We start from the raw sequence: 20,150 nt of genomic DNA on the forward strand, positions 1-20,150 counted from the left end.
CATTCCTTAATTCCTTTGTTAGACTTTTGCAGAATTTCTTTTGAACTTATTCAGCACAAAGAGATGCATGAAAAAAATTGAGGCCGTGATCAAACCCTTCAAGTTAGATGATGTGGTCGATGCTCTGTCAGAGGTCGGCGTAGAAGGAATCACTGTCTCAGAAGTTCGCGGTTTCGGAAGACAAAAAGGTCGCACTGAAGTTTACAAAGGTGCGGAATACGTTGTCGATTTTCTTCCAAAAATAAAAATAGAAGTGGTTTTACCTTCAGCACTTGTTGAAAGCGCTGTGGAGGCCATTCGCAAAAGTGCACACACAGGAAAAATTGGTGACGGCAAAATTTTCGTAATTCCCGTGGAGTCAGCGTTACGCATACGCACTGGCGAAAAAGACGAACAAGCAATTTAGTTTTTTAGATTTACAATGGCTGGGAGGCCCGATGACGACAAAAATCACGACCGCAAAAGACGTTTTGAAGTTCGCGAATGAAAAAGGCGCGAAGATGGTTGACCTTAAGTTCTGCGATATGATCGGAACTTGGCAACATTTGACAGTACCACTTCATCAACTAACTGATGAAATTTTCGAAGAAGGCTTTGGCTTTGACGGAAGCTCCATCCGCGGCTGGAGAGGTATTGAAGAATCAGACATGATCATCAAGCCAGATCCAACAACGGCGATGATGGATCCATTCATGCAAGTGCCTACACTTTCACTTATCTGCGATGTGTGCCTGCCTGAAACTCTTCAACCGTACAATCGTGATCCTCGTCAGATCGTGAAAAAAGCCATCGCTTACATGCAATCTACTGGCATTGCTGACACAGCTTATTTCGGACCAGAAGCTGAGTTCTTTATTTTTGACGATGTTCGCTACGAACAAACTGGCAACTCTGGTTTTTACATGATCGATTCTGACGAAGCTGCTTGGAACACAGGCCGCGACGAAGGTGGTCGCAATCTTGGTTATAAAGTTCGCCCTAAAGAGGGTTATTTCCCAGCTTTACCAACCGACACTCAACAAGATCTTCGCTCTGAAATCTGCCTAGAGCTTGAAAGATGTGGCATGGTCGTGGAACGTCATCACCACGAAGTAGCATCTGCGGGTCAAGGTGAGATCAACTTCCGTTTCGATACTGCGCTTAACATGGGCGACAAAATGATGTGGTTTAAATACATCGTTAGAAACGTAGCGAAACGTTATGGTAAAACAGCGACGTTCATGCCGAAGCCACTTTTCGGCGACAACGGTTCTGGAATGCACATGCATATGTCCCTTTGGAAAGATGGTAAAAATCTTTTCGCGGGTAACAAGTATGCTGGCCTTTCTGAAATGGCACTTTACTACATCGGTGGGGTTTTAAAACACGCTCCAGCTCTTTGCGGAATCATCAATCCTACGACCAACTCTTATAAACGTTTGGTTCCAGGCTTTGAAGCTCCGACAAAACTTGCTTACAGCTTTAAAAACCGTTCTGCAGCAATGCGTATTCCTAACTCTGGTCCAAATCCAAAAGCGAAACGTATTGAATTCCGTACTCCAGATCCTGCAGCAAACATTTATTTGGCTGAAGCAGCGATTTTGATGGCGGGTCTTGATGGAATCATCAATAAAATTCACCCAGGTGAACCACTTGATAAAGACATTTACGGTCTTCCTCCACAAGAAGCTGCTGCAATTCCTTCAGTTCCTGGAACTTTGGAAGAAAGTTTGAACCACTTAGCAGCTAACTGCAGCTTCTTGAAAAAAGGCGATGTTTTCAGCGATGACATCATCGATACTTGGATCAACTACAAAATTGATAAGGAAATTCGTCCGGTACAACAAAGACCTGTGCCTTACGAATTCCACTTGTACTACGACTGCTAATCGCTCTAAGATTATTTTTCTTTGTAGATAGGAAATAACATGGGTTCAGAAGACGTTAGAAATTTTATGGGTTACCTCTGGGTTCGCCAAGAGGATGGAATCATCACTATTGGTATTAATGAGGATGGCTTAGAAGATTTTGAAGAAATCAGTTCCGTGGAACTTCCTGCTGAACAAGAAAAAATCGACGCCGATGTCGTTATCGGAACTTTGGAAACTGACGATGGACCGTTGGATATTTATTCACCGGTTTCTGGAACAGTTTTAGAGATCAACACTCAGGTTGTAGAAGATCCTTCGATCATCATGGAAGACCCGTATGAAGAAGGTTGGTTGGTTCGTATTGAAGCCGACGAAGACCTTGAGGACGAGGATGAAGACGAAGAAGATGATGACGACGATGAGGATGAAGACGACGATTACGAAGATGACGAAGAATAGTCATTAAAATAAAAAAGCCCCGAGAGGGGCTTTTTTTATTTGAAGTTTCAAACCTTCACCGGTGCCCTCTGCGCCCACCAATAATATTGATAAGGAAGCTGACAACAGCAAGTACCAAGAAAACGGTAAGTAATAGTCTGCCGACTTCCATGGACATACCTGCGATACCACCAGCTCCGAATAGGAACGCCACGATGGCGATCACAAAAAAGATAATGGCTGCTCTAAGCATAAGGACCTCCTTTCGATACATTTAAATTATCTCAGATTCTGAAAGATTTGCGACATGACCCTGAGCCAGGCTTTTGTTACATTTACGAAGTCATGCTAGACTTAGCACCTTTCTGACTGGACTCAAATTATGTCATCGCTATTTGAAAACCTAATTTTATACAGTATTTGCACCCTTATCTGGGGATCGACATACTTTGTAATCACCTTTCAGATCGATTCGGCATCGCCAATCACTTCCGTATTTTGGCGCTTCTTATTGTCTGCTGGCATTTTGTTTTCGTACGCTTTTTTTAAGAAGCACAATCTTTCATATTCACGCCCGTATCATCTTCTGTTTTTCTTTCAAGGCGTGTTTATGTTTTCAGTGAATTACATGCTGACCTATATCGCTGAAACCATGATTAGTTCGGGGTTGGCGGCCTTGTGTTTTACGGTTCTTGTTTACTGCAATATGTTCGGGATGAGATTAATCTTTAAAACTCCCATCACAAAAAAAGTTATTCTTGGCTCTTTACTAGGGGGACTTGGGATTATTTTTATTTTCATGAATGAGATTTTAAGTTTCACTGATAACCCTAAAACGGTGTTCGGATTGATAATTGGATTCTTTGCAACGTTAGCCGCTTCGATTGGAAATATGATCGCGCAAAAAGCTTATCGTCTTGAAATTCCAATTGCCGTGACGAATTCATGGGGCATGCTTTATGGAAGTATCTTTACATTAGCTATAGCACTTTTGTTTAAACAGGATCTTAGTATTCCATTAACTCCTCGCTTTTTGGGTGCTCTTTTTTATCTTGCGCTCTTTGGAAGTGTGATCGCTTTCGGCGCGTATTTGTCCCTGGCTGGAAAAATTGGCGCAGAAAAAGCAGCCTATACAACTGTGATATCTCCAGTAATTGCTCTAACCCTTTCAAGTATTTTTGAAAACTTTGTGTGGTCTACCTACATTCAAATTGGTGTAGTATTGTGTCTATTGGGAAATGTTCTAACCCTGTATACGAAGGAAAAGACGTCTTAAGCTTTTTTTCTATTGTTGTTACCTTATTGAAAGCTTGATTGCCTCAAAGTAAAGGGACGAACCCTTATTCATAGAATATCAAGTCTCCAAAATAACCAACTATATAGGAGACTTTATGAATATCTTGGCGCGTCTTGCGATCGCTCCGGTGATTGCTTTTTCCTTCCAATCCCACGCAGCCCTTTTAAAACTTGAAAAAGGAACTCGCTCTATTGAGGGCGTGAATATTTCTAAATCAGCAACCACTGAAATCGATAAATCAACAACGGAACTTGGCACTGTAGGTGGGGGTCTTCGTTGGAAAAAAGTTTTATTGATGAAGACCAAAGTCTACGTGGCGCAACTTCTTGTCAGCAGCCCTGAGCGCTTCACAAAAAAACCTTCAGACGCTTTAAAGTCTTTGGATGACAGCACGATCGCTGCAATTCAAATGACTTTCCTAAGAACTGTTGAAGCCGATAAAGTTCAAAACTCTTTCCGTGACGCCTTAAGCATTAATAAAGTAGACCTGCAAAATCCAGCAATCAAAGCTTTCTTAAGCGCCGTTAGCAACGGTGGCGACGCTTCTTCTGGTGGAAATCTGACGGTACTAACGCAAAAACATAGCGATGGAACTGAAACAGTTATTTATGAAGACACCAACGGCAAGCAAACTGCAGTTAAAGGCGATCGCGGTCTGACGCAAAAAATCTTTTCAATATGGTTAGGAACTCCTGCAGATGATGGGGTTGCTTCTTTAAAAAATGACCTTCTAGGTTCATAGGAATTTGCACATGAAAACAGTTTTAAAAGTTTTATTTTCCCTTATTATTTGTTGTTCGTTGCTAGCCTGTGGCCTGCACGAAGCTTTAGAAGGAACAAAACAAGTTCCAGGTAAAATGGATCAGACCAATGGCAACATGAAAAAGATGTTGGAAGAAATGAAGACCACTAACAAAGGTGTTCATGACCAATCCCTTCTTTTACCCTTGGAAAATCTGATTAAAGAAGAAAACCACGATACTCTTGCACCGGTTCCGTTTAAGCTTATGCCCTTTGGTAAAAAGTTTGCTGAATCCGCAACTGCTGAAGAGCTGATTGAGCTGACATATCTTTGGTTGAAAGAAGTTGATGAAGCTTTACCAGCTAAGGATATCGATGAAGCCACGGGTGATGAAGTCCCTTACACTAAAAAACAAGTTCATAAAATCAACACGCAAAAAATTGCGAAGCTGACGGCTTTACAAGTGATAGCTGGTTTTGCACCTCAGGAAACCGTGCAAGAGATTATTAATAACTACATCGTTGCTAATAATCGTGAAGGCGGCCGCCGCTTTGAAGAAACAGGATATGCTTTTTTAATGTTAAGAACGGTTTTTATCAGAGACGTTCTACTTAAAGAAAGCATCATGGCGACTTCAATTGATAATATCGGAAAGCTTGAGGAAGCGATGAAATACATCAAGAAATTGGATGCTATTGCACGCCTTCGTTTCACCGACAAGATTCGATTTAAAAGCCGTGGTCTGATTGATTTTGAAGGAAGACAGTTATCTGCTGACATGCAACCTTCAGAAAAGTTTGATCGCAAAGTCGCAGCTGACTTTTGGGCTTCCATTTATGAAAAAGCTCAGTCACAAATGCGTTTTGATGAAAGAAGCGTGGGCGGTAACCAATCAGAAGATAAAGCTTTGATTGATAACGAAAAGAAAAGACTGCAATACGATCTGCAAATTATCGAACAAGCTTTGCACTATTGGAAAGCACAAAACCTTCTTTTGATTCAGTTCTAAAAATTCAAGCCGTGCGCATAATAAGGTGATAACCGAACTTTGTGCGCACGGGTTTTTTTGAATACTCCCCAACTTTCAAACTGAAAGCTGCATCCTCAAAGTCCTCATCCATTCTACCGTGACTAAAAACACCCAGATCCCCGCCATCTTTAGCCGAAGGACAGCTAGAATATTTCATTGCAAGTTCTGCGAACGACTTTCCACTGTTTAATGAACGCAGAATGTCTTCCGCCTCGTACTGATGTTTAACTAAAATATGACTGGCCCTTATTTTCAAACATATCTCCGTGTAATGAGTTGACCAAATTTCCTTAGCTCTCTAAGGTGCCTAAGTGAACACGATCTTGTTTCTTTTTATATTTTTCGTCAGCACTTTCGCTTGGGCAAAACCTATCTCAGTAAAAGTAGGTGGCTATGTCTTTGCCCCATATGTTGTAGACAATAACGGAAAGTACAACGGCCTTTCACTGGATTTGCTTCAGCTGCTAAATCAAAAACAAAAGAAGTTCCACTTCAGTTTTATTCTAACCTCTGCCACTCGCCGCTACCAAGATTTTAACGAAAAAAAATTTGATGTGATTTTTTTCGAAAGCATCAATTGGGGTTGGAAGCCAGATCAGGTCACATCCTCAAAAATTTTCCAGTATGGCGGTGAAGTTTTCATCACCCATAAAGGTCCAGGTAAAAACCAAGGATACTTTAGAACGTTAAAGGGAAAATCGATCAAAGCCACTTATGGCTTCCACTATGCTTTTTTAAATTACTCTACGGATGCTGCGGCAATGGCTGGGTATAATATCGAGCTTACAAACTCACAAGAAGCGAATATTAGAGCCATTCGCAATAATCGCGCAGACCTTGCGATCGTGACTAAAGAACATTTGGCGCTGTATATGAAACAGCATCCAGAGGCTAAAGATGATTTATTCGTTTCTTCAGAAATGGACCAAATCTACAGATTAGGGGCCTTAATCCGCAATAAAGATAGCGCCATCACTGTTGGTGAGTTTAATGACCTAATCGATATGATCATCAAAGATGGTTCATGGCAAAAAATTATAGATGCTAAAGGCATTGATAATACGCCTCTTTAGATATTTCCGAAGACGAATTCAAATTTCACAAAAAAATTATAAAGTGGACGGAAGCGGGTTGCGCGCTCCCAAGCTAAGACCGGGTTGACCTCTAAGAAAATCCATTTTGTTGGCAACTGGGTTCTGTAAGTAGCGCCTAGGCTGGCTCGATCTCCGTAAAGAAGTCCCGACTCAATCCCGGTGACCATTCTTAAATCATACGAAATCGCACTTTGTTCAGAAAGTTGATGTATCAATGACGGCCCATGGGTCGTCACAAAAACTTCATTGGTCATCGCCCAATCTTTTTCATTCACAAAACGAAAAAGCAAGTTTCTGGTGATTGCATAGTCAGAAGCTAAAGAAGTTCTTTCTTCCCATTCATTTTTCTTGGACCACCCGATTTGTTCATAAAAAGAATGGATGAATTTTCCTTTAAAGAAATCCCGACGTAAACGCAGGCGTAAAAAATAATCCACCGGATCTGCAACGATGAATCCGCTTTCTTGGTTTAAGTCCCAGCGACTTCTTTCATCTTCAACTGGGGCTTCTTTACCTGCTGCCTTACCTTCTTTTGTTTCTTTGTCGTCAGAAAAAGCATTCTTCACGCTATCTGAGACTTTCTTTTCGATTCTTTTTAAGTTTGGTAAATAAAGGTTTAGGCTCGCCTCAAAGTTGTCTCCGCCGGTGACTCCATCTTTATTCCAAAAACGCTGGCCCAAACGTAAGGTACTTTTATTTCTGCGGTCATCGGCGCGCCGATCGCCAAATAGCGAATCGATGGTGTTTGAAAGACGAAACACACGCTTAGATACGTTTTTTCGGGTTTCTTCAACGGAATAAGCGCTTAAAAAAGATTCTTCTTCTTCTTCGGGGGTCATCGTTGCCGGATCGGGATCGAACTTTGGATCTTTTTCTTCGGCAAGCTGGATAGGCTGTTCCGGCTCGGAATATTCAAAATCATCTTCTTCCAAGGGGTCTTGGGCAAAAACGGGGCTGGCTATTTGCAGTCCGAATAATATTAAAACAAGCAGCCCAACACCGGTACGTTCCATGATTTAAGGCTAAAAATAAATCTAAAGAATGTCATCTAAGAAGAAAACCTCTACTAAAGGCTTGTACTGTCTCGAAATGGGATTTTGAGTGACTATAAATTGAAGTAAACCCCTAGAATTCCGATAAGTTATGCATGGGATTGTTCTGGTTTCTGTTATTACTACTTGCTTTAACCACATCGTGTACAACGAAGAACGATCTCAGTCTTATTTTTTCTGATTCGAACACTCCGACGTTTTCTTTAAGCCTTAATAACCAACAAAAATACACAGCCAACGTAGCAATCACTGCTGCGGTCGAATCGGAAAAAGAAATTTCAGAAATGGCAGTGCATGTGGGTGCTAGTTGCATTGACGTGTGGGAACCCTATGCTGGTTCAAAAGCTTTGACACTTTCTAATCTGGAAGGCGAACAGTTTGTGTCGGCAAAAGTACGGACTGTAGAAGGTTTTGAAAGTGAATGTGTAAAACAATCCATCTTTTTAGATAAGTCAGGGCCTACAATTTCAGGGTCACTGACCTTAAAAGCCACTCGTTCTTTGCTAGATGTCTCTCCGATCCTAAACCCGCCGACAATTTCTGACTCGCTGTCGGGTGTTTCCAAATACGAAATCAAACTAGTTAAAACTGCCGGGAATGTTGTCTTAAAAAATTGGACCGAAAAAAGCAAAGATCAAATGTTCTTTGATGGTCTGACGTTAACTGATTCTGATGCTGACACTTATTTTTACATGCTTAAAGTGACCGACAATGTCGGAAATGTCAGTGAAGAAAAAACGTCACCTACTTTCATCGCCGGACCGATCGTCACCATTATTGCGGGTCCGGCGGGCGATGCGTTTAATACTCAAAATGGCATGGCGAACTTCAAAGTGGCATTGTCGCGTTCTACGACCGCTGAAGTCACCGTGGGGTTAAAGGCTATTTCAGGATCTGCTATTGCAGGAATCAATTTTTTCTTTCCTGACATTGTTCCACAAGAAATTAAGATTGCTCCTGGGGCGACGGATGCTATGGGGTATTTCTCAATTTTGTCATCGTGGATTCCCGGCGCTGTGAACAATGAAGATAAATCTTTTGAACTGGAAGTTGTCAACACCGCAAATGCAATTTCCACTTTACCTAAAAAGACTTTCACTTTACGTAACACCAATCGCAATCTTTTAGGAGATTTACCGAAAGTTCCTGCAACAGGTTACAAAGCAGTGACGGGGGCTAAAGGGCATATGTGTGGATTGACCACTGCCAATAAACTAGAATGTTGGGGCGGAAATGTCTATGACAACGGTAAAACTGTAAATCAACCTTTACCTTCTGAAGTCACAGGGGCCGTGAACATCAGTAAACTGGGTGATGGCTATTCCTATCATACTTGTTACGTTAATACGTTGGGTGACCTTTATTGTTTTGGTACGAACTCTGTCGGCGAACTCGGGAACAACACAACGACAAGCTCTGCCGTTCCATTAAAACATCCTACACTGACCAATGTTAAAAAAGTAACCACAGGAATCAACTTCACCTGTGTTATTGATTCTAATGATAAAGTTCAGTGCTGGGGTTTAAATACCTCTGGTCAGGTTGGAAAACCGAACACCACTTCTGCATACCTAACACCACAGCTTAATACCCACATAACTAAAGCCATTGATCTTTACGCTGGCTACGGTCTTGTTTGCGCTATCGATGAAACGGCGCCGGGCAATAGAACCGTCAAGTGCTGGGGTAAAAATGATAGCAATGCTTTTTCAGACACTCCCACGTCCATCACCGGCATTCCTAGTGATATTCAAAGTCTTTCAGTCCAAGGCAGTTTTAGTTCTAACACACGCCACGGCTGTGGCTTAACCAGTGCACAAAGAATTTTCTGTTGGGGAAGTAATTATCTTTACCGACGGGGTACTGCAGCTTCGACGGCATGGTCAGCAGCTAACGAAGTTCTGTTAGGTGGTGGAGTCAAAGCAACGAAGATTATTGCAGGTCCGGACAGCAGTTGTGCTTTAGGCAATGATACCTACGTGTATTGTTGGGGTCATTCCATCCCAAGTACGAGTGATAATGAATTAGTAAATACTTATGTTGCCAGAAAATTAACAACTCTGGGCGGGAACATCACAGACATAGAAGTGACAGAAATTCTTTCTTGCGCTACTGATACCGATACTAAGCTCAAATGCTGGGGGAACAATCTTTACGGCGAGGCTGCAACGGGTGTTAATGGAGCTGTTTATCGTAATATCAGTTTTCCGGTGGGTGACCTTTCCGTAAAATACACGCAATTAGCTTCTGGTTTTATGTCGACCTGCGCTTTACGTGAAGACAAGACTGTAAATTGTTGGGGTAATAATTCTGATGGACAGCTTGGTAATGGGACCAGAAATAATCTGCTTAAACCTGTTACAACACTTTCTATTTCTAATATTAAAAAGATCGTGGGTTTATCCTTTAACTATTGTGCTCTTGGTGAAAACGGCAGAGTTTATTGTTGGGGCGCCAACAAAACGGCGCAAACCGGAAATGGTCTTTCAGATGGCAACGAAGTTTTAACTCCGACTGAAATTCCGGTAACCTATGCCGGTAACAATGCTGGATTAACTGCTGCCATCGATGTGACCGTAGGGTACTTGCATGCATGCGCTGTGCAAAGTGATGGCGTTGCAAAGTGTTGGGGAAATAATGCTGACTACCAAACCAGTGGCACAGACAATACTCTTTATTATATTTACCCCCAGGCCGTTCCTTTAACTTCAGTAGAAACAATTGCTGCCGGCGCCGCCGCTACTTGTGCCGTCAAAGTCAATGTTGCAGTAAAAGAAGTCTACTGCTGGGGCAGTGATTCAAATGGAATAGTTGGCAGTGGTGCAAGCACTAGAATTCCACGCCTAATCGCTTCGATCACAACGACGAAGGCTGTGAAGCTTTATGTCGGTTACGAAAGTGCTTGTTATATTCATGATGGTGAAACGAAATGCTGGGGCACGCGCACGGCTAATAAATCACTGCCATTGAATGTTGCTGTAAATACAGTTGTGAATACCCCTACAGTGGTACCTGAACTTGCCGGGGCCACAGAAATGTCACTTAGTTTCTATTCTGGATGTGCGACGTTGTCCACTACCGTTAAATGTTGGGGGGCAGATATTTCTGGGTTGGCTTCAAGCAATCCGACCGTATTGAATGTACCAACGAATTCGTATCCATGGAGTTACGGTGTGGCGACCTCTATCACAATCGGATCACCGCTAGATGTAAATATGCCAGTCCATGCGTGTGGAATTACGAATCTTGGTGATTTAAAATGTTGGGGGATGTCTTTATCTGGTGAAGGTCACGATGCTTTTATCCTGAAGTCGCCGACTCCTGTGATGAAGCAGTAGACTAAAATAACCAGCCGTAACGAATTTCTAGATGGGTTTGAAAGTAAAAGACATCAGAGTTGTCTTTAGTATCTGAACCTGAATGTTTTCCTTGAAACATAGTTCCGTAAGAATATATTCCTAGGGCTTTTTCGTATCCAAAGGGCCTTGCTATACCTAAACTTCCTGAAAAGCCTATACCGCTATAAGTGTGATCAAGACCTAGATGAAGCGGATGAAACCTTAAGGTGGCTTCGGTGTACCATTTATTATTATGGGAAAAGAGTTCAGCATAGCCCCCGGCCGCTACACTTAAATGCTGGCCTACGCTTATTGATCCTTCGGTAGAACTTAAAATCACAGCGTACGGTCGACGTTCAAAATTGGCAGACCCTAAATACCCGTATTGAACTTTAAATAAACTATTTTTGTAGTTCCAGTGCCTGCGCGTGAAGGTGACGTCAGTATTTATATCAATCACTCTTTCAGCCCCAGCAACATCTAAGAAATTATTGAATTGAAAAGTACCGGAATGCGCGAATACACGAATGGATCGATCCACCTTCCAATTCCATCTTTTTTCAAACGATAAATTATCAAAAGTAAATGATGAAAGATCCAAAGTTGTTTCAACGGGACTGGTGTCTTGCTTTTGCACTGCCCCCATCAAGCCAACACCCGCCCACATCAGATCACGGGTGCAAAAGTCCCGACCTACCTTATCTAGATTCGGATATGCTTCAGCAGTCATTTCTTGATGTACATTACGTACGTGAATTAAATAGCGAAAACGATCGGCACCATAAAACTCTAAGGGAACTGAAATCATATTGGCTTCTTCAGGGACATTCACGGAAATCAGGAAATATCCGGTTTCATTTTTTAAGGGCAAACTGATTGCAGGCAGAATCACCGGCTTTAACGGTTTTTTATTTTTATCGTAAAGAAGAATCCGGCGACTCCAGAATCTGACATCTAAATTTTCCAGTACTTCCCCTGATATTTTTAACTGCAGTGCGGATTGCGCCTTAAAGCTAACAATTTCAATTTGATCCCACTGAACCTGAGGTTCACGTAAAATATTTCGGCAATCTGTTTGAAACGGATGCAGGCCCTTTTGCAAAGATGAAAACGGAACCACTTTAACAATAGCCTTGTTCAGCTCTTGCGCATGAGCGGCTAAGCAAAAAAAACAAACAATCGAAATAAAAAGAATTCTACTGGGAAACGCCAAAGTAGAATACTCCTGTTTCACTCCAAGCAGAGGCTTGATATTTGTTGCGGCCCTGAACGCGGAAGTACCACTGGCCATTTTTTATTGCTGACTTTAATACGTATTCTTGGCCCTCAATTTTGTGCTCAATCGGATTCTTAAAGCTTGGATTTTGCGCCAATTGCAAGGTGTACCATTCATTGTGTGGGGATTCAGTCCAAGTAAATTTGATCGACACAGGAACACCCTTTGGCACCAGGAACACTTCCTTGTTTTTGGGGGTGACTAGTTTCGGGGTAATTAAATTCCCAGGCTTAGAAAATGAAACAGCTAAAATGGATGTTGGAGCTAAAAGATACTTTTCCGTGTCACCAAGAGACCACACCCTAAAGTAATACCAACCTTCTTCATTAACCTCTTTAAAGAATTCTACATTGTCAGTTTCATAGCTCTGGGAATTTGCTAGTTTTTGATCCCGGCTCATTTCGACGCGGTACTTTTTGCTTTGGTCGCGATGAGCCCATAGTAAATGCAATTGGGGCGATGTCTCTGGTTTTTCGTAAAGCGCTGGTAAAACTTCTTTTCTTTCAAGGAACGGACCTTTTAGAAGACCTTTGATTTTGAACGCCTGGGACGGGAGTGAATACTCCCCTTCTGAAGACCTTGCTAACACCCGCATGTAGGTTTGTTGGGGTAGGCTGTGACGAAGAACATAGGGTGATCGGGCCACCACCACGTTTTTTACAATCGTCCCAAATTTTGGCGTTTCAGAGAGCTGAATTAAATAGTCCACTGCAAATGGAACGTCCGTCCATGTCAGTTTCGCTTCAACCTGATCACTATTATTTAAGAACTCAGGCTGCTTTTGCAATTCCGGAGACGTCAATGGCGCTCGAACCTGCAATCTAACCGGAGCCGACCAATCTGAAAGATGTCCGCCTTCATACACTTTCCTTAAGCGTATAAAGAACTCTCCGTTTTCATCAATCAGACTTTTCATGGGTTGGGGCCCCTGATATTCGTCGAAGATATTTGTGAATTCAGAATTACGACTTACTTGAAAATGAAACTGTTCGCCGAACTTGGCATCTTTAACTGGCAACGTAAGCTGCCACTTGCCTCGTTCTTTGAACTGCAGTACGGGTTTACCGGCCTCGTTGCCTTTTAAAATCTCGACACCAAAAATTCGAATTTCAGAAAACTGTGGGATATTATTTTTAACTGCGATAATTCGCCAGTAATATTGCCCCGGCTTTAGTTCTTTGGGAATTACAGTCTCAGATAGGCCTGTTACATCCATCCTCACAAGATCGGTTAAGAAATCCGGGCTTGAGCTGTATTCAAGAGTAATTTTTGCTTCCTCTTGCGGTTGCCATTTGAAAAACTCCAACCCCTGCCCATAAAGAACTTTTTGATGGGGTGGATTTAGCAATTGAATTTTTTCATTAACAACTTCAGCTATTTCAATTTTTGCCGGTTTACTAGATGGAACTTCGCTATCAGATTTGGTTTCTGAGGGGCTCTCGACTTTAATAGCTTCCCCCACGCTTAGGACGCGCTTCGTATCTCCAGATTTTAATTCTAAAGAACCAGATGAAACCGAAAGAGTTAATACACCAACATCATCTTTTTTAAGAAAAAGACCGAAGGATTCATTTCCTGAAAGTTCAAGATCATTCCCAGCGATCCTTAATTTTAAACCCTTGCCTACGCCGCCACCTATAATTTGCAGCGAACCCTTATCTAAGTTTAAAGCTAGACCACCCGGCGCCGTTGCGTCTTCGCTTATTCGCAAAAGGGTTTCCTCTGGCACATGAATGCGGTTCTTATTCTTCATTTCGATCATCGCATTAGAATTTACGCCGGTGAAAACTTCTGTTCCATTGAACAACTTCTGATTTTTCTGGGCTTCAGCCCAAAAAACCGCAGAAGAATGTTTAAACTTTAACTCATTGCTTAGTTCTTTGACTTCAGCCAAAGGAACACCTAAAGCGGACTCATCACCTTGACTGTGAAACAGATAATCCTTTGCCAAAAACAAAGACAAAAGAGACAATCCTATGAGACTCGCGAGGATGATTTTTTTCATAGATGATTATTCAATTATGTCTGAGATGGTTGTTTGATGCCAATTAAATTAAAGTTCTTAGTAATCACATCTGTTCTTCTGGTCCTCTCGTCGTTGACGATATTTCTAATCAATCGCGACGCCTTTATGTCGGATAAAAGATCATATCTTTATTCGACAGCTTTGGATCGCGTAGAAACTGAATCATCGAAGTTACAAAAAGATTTTCAAACCAGCTTTGAGAAAATTAAAACGGCTTTGCTCTTTTTTGATCCAACAACCTCTGTATTTAATCCGCAGCTGAAAGAAGTTGCGGTCAAACAAAACTGGGGACGAATTTTTCTGTATAGAAATGTGCAAGGCTCTTTACAACTCATGGATTTTATTGGAACTGACTTTAGCCTAGGGCCGGTGCTACAACAAAAGCTTCTGAGACTTCAAGATCAGCAAGTACTAACAGCAACAGATTTAAAAAAGCCAGAATGGTTGCAAGTTTTCTTCCGGCAAGGAGAATTTTACATTTACGGAGAGATGCAGTTTCCCTATTTGAAAGAGGCCCTGCAAAATCCGCAGTTAGGATTTTATTCCCCTGCTGAAACCCAATGGCATTTTCCTCCGGTTTTTTCAGCGCTTTCGCAGTACAATTCTCAGCTTGCTAGCGTCTTAGATCAAAAAAGTGGTGTTAAAGAAATCAAACTAGGCGCAAGAAGCTATCTTATTTCTTTCAAATTCGTCGCACAGATTAATTCCTATGTCTTTCAAGTCTTTGATAAAGGCCAAGTGTTTGCAGTTGTTGAAAAAACGATGAACAAAACTCTTTTGGTTTCAGTGATTATCTTAATCATTGGATTAGTCGCGATGTTCTTTGGGGTTGATACTTTGACTCAGAATCTTTCTAAACTTGCGAGTGGCATGAGCCAATTCACCAAAAGTGGAACTGCAAGGCCCTTGAAACTCCATTCCCAAGATGAAGTTGGCAAGATGGCCGATGTTTATAACTCGATGCTTGCTAAAATTGAAAGTCTGCTTGCCCAAACGGCCGAAAAAGCCCGCATGGAATCAGAACTTGAAACTGCTAAGGAAGTGCAAAGCACTTTGCTTCCTAAAAATAAAGTGGAACACGATCTTTATAATGTAAAAGGTTTTTACAAACCTGCATCAGAATGCGGTGGTGATCTTTGGTACTATTATTGTGACGACAAAAAAATCTTTCTTTTCGTTGGCGATGCGACCGGCCACGGAGTTCCCGCAGCTTTGATCACGGCCGCTGCAAGATCGGTACTTTCTCTTTCCGTGGATGAAGACATCTGGGATCCTGCAAGAATTCTTGGAATGTTAAATAAGGTTCTTTGCGATGTTGCCAAAGGTGAAAAGATGATGACAGCATTCGCCTGCGTCTACGACATAGACCAAAAAAAGCTTACATATTCTAACGCCAGCCATGACGTTCCCTTTGTGGTCCCCGTAGTTGAAAGCGGTACAAAGATTAAAAAAGGCGATCTTAACTTTTTAACAGAAGCTAACGGGAAACGCTTAGGTCACGAACGAAGCTATGAATATATCAATGAATCCCTGGCTTTTACTTCCGGACAAAATCTTTTAGTTTACACCGATGGTTTAGTAGATGCAGTAGATAAAGAGGCCAAAGCATTTAGTGAAAGAGGCGTGATAAAAATGGCAGTGGATTCGGCCAATAAAAACTCTCAACGCAGTTTACATGATCAAATAGCCAGAAGGATTTCGGAATATACTGAAGGGATCGAACAGCCGGACGACATCACCTTTGTAAATATCTTCTTGAAATAAAAAAAGAGAGCTTTAGATAAAGCTCTCTTTTTTTATATATCTATATTTAATTAAGCCATTCTTATATTCGCAACGGAACCATCAACAAGATCTGCAATACGGATTGAACGAGAATTCAAAATCGCTTCTACTTGTTTGCAAATTTCTCGGCGAATTTCAGCCGATTTCTTCCTTTGCGGAATCATAACCATATCAGAAAGCTCTCGCTCAACAACCATAGCCTTTCTTTCCGGCAAAGCAGCAAGCAATCTTGAGCTTAAAGTGGCATGGGTTTTAAACATCGCTGCATAAAGTGCTTCCACTTCATAACTGCTTAGAACTTCAGACAAGATGTCAGATGGCACCAGCTTTAAGTCATCAAAGATTAAGATCGTACGACGTACACGCTCAAGCTCTTCTGGATTATCACTGGCAAATAGTGCCAATACATCCATTTCTTCTTCGGCCGTCATGCCACGAATGACCTTGGCAAGTACTGAGGCACCTTCTACTTTAGGCTCTGGTTGAACACGCAGATCGGTCAGTCTTTGATTAAATGACTGAACCACCTTCTGCACGACATTGTGCGGAAGCTTTTCAATGCGCGAAAGCTCTGCCATCACGCGAACTCTTTTATCCGGATCTAGATTCGCTAAGATACCCGCAGTCACTTCTGCAGGGGCATGCAAACAGAAAACAGCAATGTGTGCCGCGGTTTCTTTATCTAAGATTTGCTGGCGTTCTTCTTCTTTCATTTTTAATACGAAAGAAAATGGATTGCTTTCATCTTCTGACATTTCATGTTCGATATAAGCTGAAAGAATGGCTTTATAGCTTTCACGCACAGCTTTTTCTGTGTGCTGCTTCGTCAGCTCTTCCTTTCTTTCTTTTACGGCGTGGCCGATACGGGCCCAAGCCATTGCTGGAACTTCACTAAAGATTTTTTTAGATGTATCCCAACCTAACCATTCCATCATGATGGTTGCATTATCAGCTGACTCATTTAAACAGTACTCTGTAATAGCTCTTGATGCCATGGCAGGGTACTGTGCCGCGATCGCGATGATATGGGATTTTACAGCATCCATATTAAATTCATTATATTCAATTTCAGGAGCGGCTGCTTCAGCCACCGGAATTTCCACAGGTTTTTCCACTGTCGGATCCTGATCTTTGGGCTGATGTTTATATTCATGATTTTCAAAAACGTCTTTGTTTGGATCACGTGCTTTGCCACGTCTCCATGCCCAGAACATCAATCCAGACAAAGCAAGCAAGGATAAAATCACAATCAGGGTCCACATTTTCCAAGTAAGCTCTGGTAAAGTTTCAGGTCCCGGCTCTGCAGGCACAGGATCGGAAGGTAAAGTGATTCTTCTGACGTTGACGGTATCACCAGCAGTGGCATCTAAATGCAATTTCGAAGTTAAAAGATCTTTGATCACCTTTTCAACTTCAGGGCTTACATTGCGCGAAAGCACAACACTAATATCAGTGCGCGATTTCATTTCATGAAGTTTATTTGTTGCTTTAGGCGCTGCAGGCAGGTCCCCCATCAGGGGCATGCCTGGAAGATATTGAACTTCCACCTCATCCTGGAATTCTTTTAATTTTTTATCATCACGATCTAAATCAATCGCAACCACCAACGTGTAATCGGTAGGACGCAGAATCGTATTTAACACTGATCGAGCACGTGTTTCGTAAAGATTTTCAAGCGAACCCATTTCTTCAAGGTATTGCGCTTGCGCAAGAACCGGCGACAGTAAACCTGTTATCAGGATGAATATAAGATTTTTCATCGCGCACCTTTTCCACTGGTTAAGATATTATTTGCCAGCATTTTTATGTGTGGATACTGAGTTTCTTTTTCGATTCGCTCCACATCACTGCGGAAATCATTAATACAATCCAACTCTTTTACACCAATCAGGAAGGCATCATTCCATTCCTGCTCTTTATTTCCTGCCATCTCTTTAAGATATTTTTTAAGATCGCCTTTAATTAAAGAATGATTAACCACTAGTTGCTTATATATCATTGGACGCAACGGCGCGGGGTAAGAGGTATATTTTTTATAAACTTGATTCAGAAGATCTTGTTGGGCTTCGGGATCTTTCACCTGTCCAACCAATAACAAACCTTGGGTGACATCATTTTTTGAATTCACCATGTTTGAAATAATTGATTTGCCAGCCGCTGATAATGGAATACTTCGGATAAGTGCGTCAGCAACGACATCGCGCTGATTGCGATTTTTACTGTGGTTATAGAATTTTTCTAAACTCTTCAGTTGATCGTCAGCAAGGGGACCAATTTTAATTAGTACTTTAGTGGCATAACTATAGACTTTAGCCTCTTCGCCGACGACATCTGCTCTGTCTGCTGTTAAATACTCAACCAACCTTTTTTGTACAGCTTGGGCCTGATCTTTTTCTTCTGGCTTCCACTCGGGGTTAATTTGATCAAGCACAAAAATACTAGCCTGAAAGAAGTTACGGTTGTCTTGCTGACTTTTATTTTCCCCGAACATTTCTAGAAGTTTGGTAAAATTGCGGTCTTGCCAAGCTTTTCCGGCAGGTGATCCCATATGGGTATTGACCGCTAAGGAATGGGACCTTTTCAAATCTGCCCAGTTATCTTTCGCGGATTTTTTTGCAGCAAAAGGATTCACTGTTTTAAAACGATCTTTTAGAAGGATGCCGCCTCCTAATACCGCAACTAAAGCAATGCCTATTCCCAACTTCTTTTTCATATTCATTATTCAAATCCCACGAAGCGAATACCCGCAAACAAAGTCATAGAGTTATAGGTAACGGCTTCATCCTCTGAAGCCGCTGAAGTCAAACTAGAACCTAGGGCCACTTGGCCAATGATAAGTAAATCAGAATAAAGAGGAACTTCGACTCCACCACGAACACTTAGATCTAAAAGTGAAGCATTAAAACCTTCAACTGCAAGATTACTTAAGCCAGCATTAATGGCTATAAACGGAGTCGGACGCCACACCTTAGCTTCCGATGTACTATCCATAACAACTCTGACACCGTTAACACCAAACATATAATATCGAGCCCCGACGGCAATGCGTGTGAACGGCAGCTGTTGGCCTCCGCCACCCGCAGCCTCCATAAAAGACAAAGTCATGGCTGTGTTTAAGGATGGATTATTTACGCTGTAATTTACTTCAATGGTAGATGAGGACTCTAAAGAATCATCAACAAGATTCGAGTACTTATACTTTAATGATGTCATACCCATGCTCACATCCCAATCCGAGGTCAGATAGGCTTGAGCTTGAACACCGATCATTAATAAAACTATAAGTACTAATACTCTCATTAACGAACCTTATTCCGTTTTTCGATTTCTACCGCAGAGGCAGGATAACGCATTTCTGCCCCCGTTTTAGGAAGTGGCTCCATACCTAGCTTCTTATAAACGTCTGAAAGATATTGATAAGCAACTTTATTATACGGATCTAACTTCAAAGTTCTTTCCCATGCGATCTTCGCGCCATTGAAATCTTTTTGCAGATATTTGATAGAGCCTTTTAGCAACCAAGCATTGTTGCTGTATTCATCTAGCACCAAAGCTTTATCAATCTGTTCAATGGCTTTATCGTATTGACCTTTCATAATAAGCTGCTGACCCTGAAAAATATGGCCCACAACTCTGTCGCCACGATCACGCTCAGCTCCTGGCATGCCACCTGCTAAACGCGGTGAAAACAAAGCATCCTTGGTAAAAGAGGCTGTGTTTTCTAAAAGCGCCACGCGAAGTTTCAAGTCTTGAAGCTCAGCAAGCATCTCATCCATCTTTTTATCTTCGGGCTTTTTCTTATCTTCAGGTTTTGGTTGCTGAGGATCTTGTTTTTTATCATCGTTCTGAGCTAACTCTTCAGCTTTTTTCTCTTCATCTGAAAGCGGCTCTAGACGCGAGGCCACAGCAAGGCTTTCACCTTCATTGACTTTCACCATCACTTCTTTAGTGCGGTAATTTTGTTTTTCAAAGATTAAAAAGAAAACGTCACCTAGCTTTGATTCTTCTTGAACTTGCAATGGAGCAATTCCCAGAAGTTTCTTTTCCTGACTTTGCACATCTTTGATGTACACTTTCGCACCGGAAGGGTACGACTTGATCGAATATTTTCCTGCACATGCTGTGAAAGCCAATGGAGTAAGCGCAGCACAAGACAACACCAATAGTTGCCGCCTAAAAAACATCACCGAATTCCTCCATCCATAGAGTCCGCGTTAGTTGA

General features: G+C 41.8%; 18 protein-coding genes. 9 read left to right on the plus strand and 9 right to left on the minus strand.

What is annotated here, in order from left to right; genetic code table 11:
- Positions 1-67 precede the first annotated feature (67 nt).
- The 3 genes from MNR06_RS10645 to MNR06_RS10655 are packed head-to-tail and all read left to right on the plus strand — an operon-like array spanning position 68 to position 2,309.
- The gene (locus MNR06_RS10645) at positions 68-406 is read left to right on the plus strand and encodes a P-II family nitrogen regulator (RefSeq protein ID WP_243535852.1); all 339 of its coding nucleotides are present in this window, start codon (positions 68-70) and stop codon (positions 404-406) included.
- 31 nt (positions 407-437) lie between these two features.
- Positions 438-1,868: a type I glutamate--ammonia ligase gene (gene glnA / locus MNR06_RS10650; protein ID WP_243535854.1), complete on the plus strand. Its 1,431-nt coding sequence runs from the start codon at positions 438-440 to the stop codon at positions 1,866-1,868.
- A 39-nt stretch (positions 1,869-1,907) separates the two neighbouring features.
- Positions 1,908-2,309, plus strand: coding sequence for a glycine cleavage system protein H (locus tag MNR06_RS10655; RefSeq protein ID WP_243535856.1), 402 nt, complete (start codon positions 1,908-1,910; stop codon positions 2,307-2,309).
- A gap of 55 nt (positions 2,310-2,364) precedes the next feature.
- Here the strand turns inward: MNR06_RS10655 and MNR06_RS10660 are convergent, their stop codons facing one another.
- Entirely contained in the window at positions 2,365-2,541 is a 177-nt protein-coding gene (locus tag MNR06_RS10660) for a DUF1328 domain-containing protein (protein ID WP_243535858.1), read from the minus strand.
- 129 nt (positions 2,542-2,670) lie between these two features.
- Here MNR06_RS10660 and MNR06_RS10665 point away from each other — a divergent pair, with 129 nt between their 5' ends.
- From MNR06_RS10665 to MNR06_RS10675, 3 genes are all read left to right on the plus strand, one after another.
- Positions 2,671-3,564 carry a DMT family transporter gene (locus MNR06_RS10665; RefSeq protein WP_243535860.1) on the plus strand — a complete coding sequence of 298 codons (894 nt, stop codon included), beginning with the start codon at positions 2,671-2,673 and terminating at the stop codon, positions 3,562-3,564.
- A gap of 115 nt (positions 3,565-3,679) precedes the next feature.
- Complete coding sequence (locus MNR06_RS10670; RefSeq protein WP_243535862.1) at positions 3,680-4,327, plus strand: chalcone isomerase family protein; 648 nt, start codon at positions 3,680-3,682, stop codon at positions 4,325-4,327.
- A 10-nt stretch (positions 4,328-4,337) separates the two neighbouring features.
- A complete protein-coding gene (locus MNR06_RS10675; RefSeq protein WP_243535864.1) occupies positions 4,338-5,336 on the plus strand; it encodes a hypothetical protein in 999 nt (332 codons plus the stop codon).
- A 4-nt stretch (positions 5,337-5,340) separates the two neighbouring features.
- Here the strand turns inward: MNR06_RS10675 and MNR06_RS10680 are convergent, their stop codons facing one another.
- Entirely contained in the window at positions 5,341-5,613 is a 273-nt protein-coding gene (locus tag MNR06_RS10680; protein WP_243535866.1) for a peptidylprolyl isomerase, read from the minus strand.
- Positions 5,614-5,668: 55 nt separating this feature from the next.
- Between MNR06_RS10680 and MNR06_RS10685 the strand changes: the two genes are divergently transcribed.
- Positions 5,669-6,430, plus strand: coding sequence for a substrate-binding periplasmic protein (locus MNR06_RS10685; protein WP_243535868.1), 762 nt, complete (start codon positions 5,669-5,671; stop codon positions 6,428-6,430).
- Here MNR06_RS10685 and MNR06_RS10690 read toward each other — a convergent pair.
- Positions 6,427-7,464, minus strand: a complete 1,038-nt coding sequence (locus MNR06_RS10690) for a hypothetical protein (RefSeq protein WP_243535870.1) — start codon at positions 7,462-7,464, stop codon at positions 6,427-6,429. The genes MNR06_RS10685 and MNR06_RS10690 overlap by 4 nt on opposite strands.
- A gap of 134 nt (positions 7,465-7,598) precedes the next feature.
- Here MNR06_RS10690 and MNR06_RS10695 point away from each other — a divergent pair, with 134 nt between their 5' ends.
- Positions 7,599-10,841 carry an RCC1 domain-containing protein gene (locus MNR06_RS10695; RefSeq protein ID WP_243535872.1) on the plus strand — a complete coding sequence of 1,081 codons (3,243 nt, stop codon included), beginning with the start codon at positions 7,599-7,601 and terminating at the stop codon, positions 10,839-10,841.
- Between the two features lies 1 nt (position 10,842).
- Here MNR06_RS10695 and MNR06_RS10700 read toward each other — a convergent pair whose 3' ends face one another.
- Positions 10,843-12,054, minus strand: a complete 1,212-nt coding sequence (locus MNR06_RS10700; RefSeq protein ID WP_243535874.1) for a hypothetical protein — start codon at positions 12,052-12,054, stop codon at positions 10,843-10,845.
- A complete protein-coding gene (locus tag MNR06_RS10705; RefSeq protein WP_243535876.1) occupies positions 12,038-14,080 on the minus strand; it encodes a hypothetical protein in 2,043 nt (680 codons plus the stop codon). The genes MNR06_RS10700 and MNR06_RS10705 overlap by 17 nt, the downstream gene beginning before the upstream one ends.
- 168 nt (positions 14,081-14,248) lie before the next feature.
- Between MNR06_RS10705 and MNR06_RS10710 the strand changes: the two genes are divergently transcribed.
- Entirely contained in the window at positions 14,249-15,907 is a 1,659-nt protein-coding gene (locus tag MNR06_RS10710; protein ID WP_243535878.1) for a SpoIIE family protein phosphatase, read from the plus strand.
- Between the two features lie 50 nt (positions 15,908-15,957).
- On the opposite strand, the gene MNR06_RS10715 is transcribed toward MNR06_RS10710, so the two are convergent.
- The 4 genes from MNR06_RS10715 to MNR06_RS10730 are packed head-to-tail and all read right to left on the minus strand — an operon-like array spanning position 15,958 to position 20,112.
- Positions 15,958-17,688 carry a FliG C-terminal domain-containing protein gene (locus MNR06_RS10715; RefSeq protein ID WP_243535880.1) on the minus strand — a complete coding sequence of 577 codons (1,731 nt, stop codon included), beginning with the start codon at positions 17,686-17,688 and terminating at the stop codon, positions 15,958-15,960.
- Positions 17,685-18,647: a hypothetical protein gene (locus MNR06_RS10720; protein ID WP_243535882.1), complete on the minus strand. Its 963-nt coding sequence runs from the start codon at positions 18,645-18,647 to the stop codon at positions 17,685-17,687. The genes MNR06_RS10715 and MNR06_RS10720 overlap by 4 nt, the downstream gene beginning before the upstream one ends.
- The gene (locus tag MNR06_RS10725; protein ID WP_243535884.1) at positions 18,647-19,228 is read right to left on the minus strand and encodes a hypothetical protein; all 582 of its coding nucleotides are present in this window, start codon (positions 19,226-19,228) and stop codon (positions 18,647-18,649) included. Before MNR06_RS10725 ends, MNR06_RS10720 begins: the two co-directional genes overlap by 1 nt.
- Positions 19,228-20,112 carry a tetratricopeptide repeat protein gene (locus MNR06_RS10730; protein WP_243535886.1) on the minus strand — a complete coding sequence of 295 codons (885 nt, stop codon included), beginning with the start codon at positions 20,110-20,112 and terminating at the stop codon, positions 19,228-19,230. The genes MNR06_RS10725 and MNR06_RS10730 overlap by 1 nt, the downstream gene beginning before the upstream one ends.
- Positions 20,113-20,150: the final 38 nt, after the last annotated feature.

The sequence above is a fragment of the Bdellovibrio reynosensis genome (assembly GCF_022814725.1).
Lineage (GTDB): Bacteria > Bdellovibrionota > Bdellovibrionia > Bdellovibrionales > Bdellovibrionaceae > Bdellovibrio > Bdellovibrio reynosensis.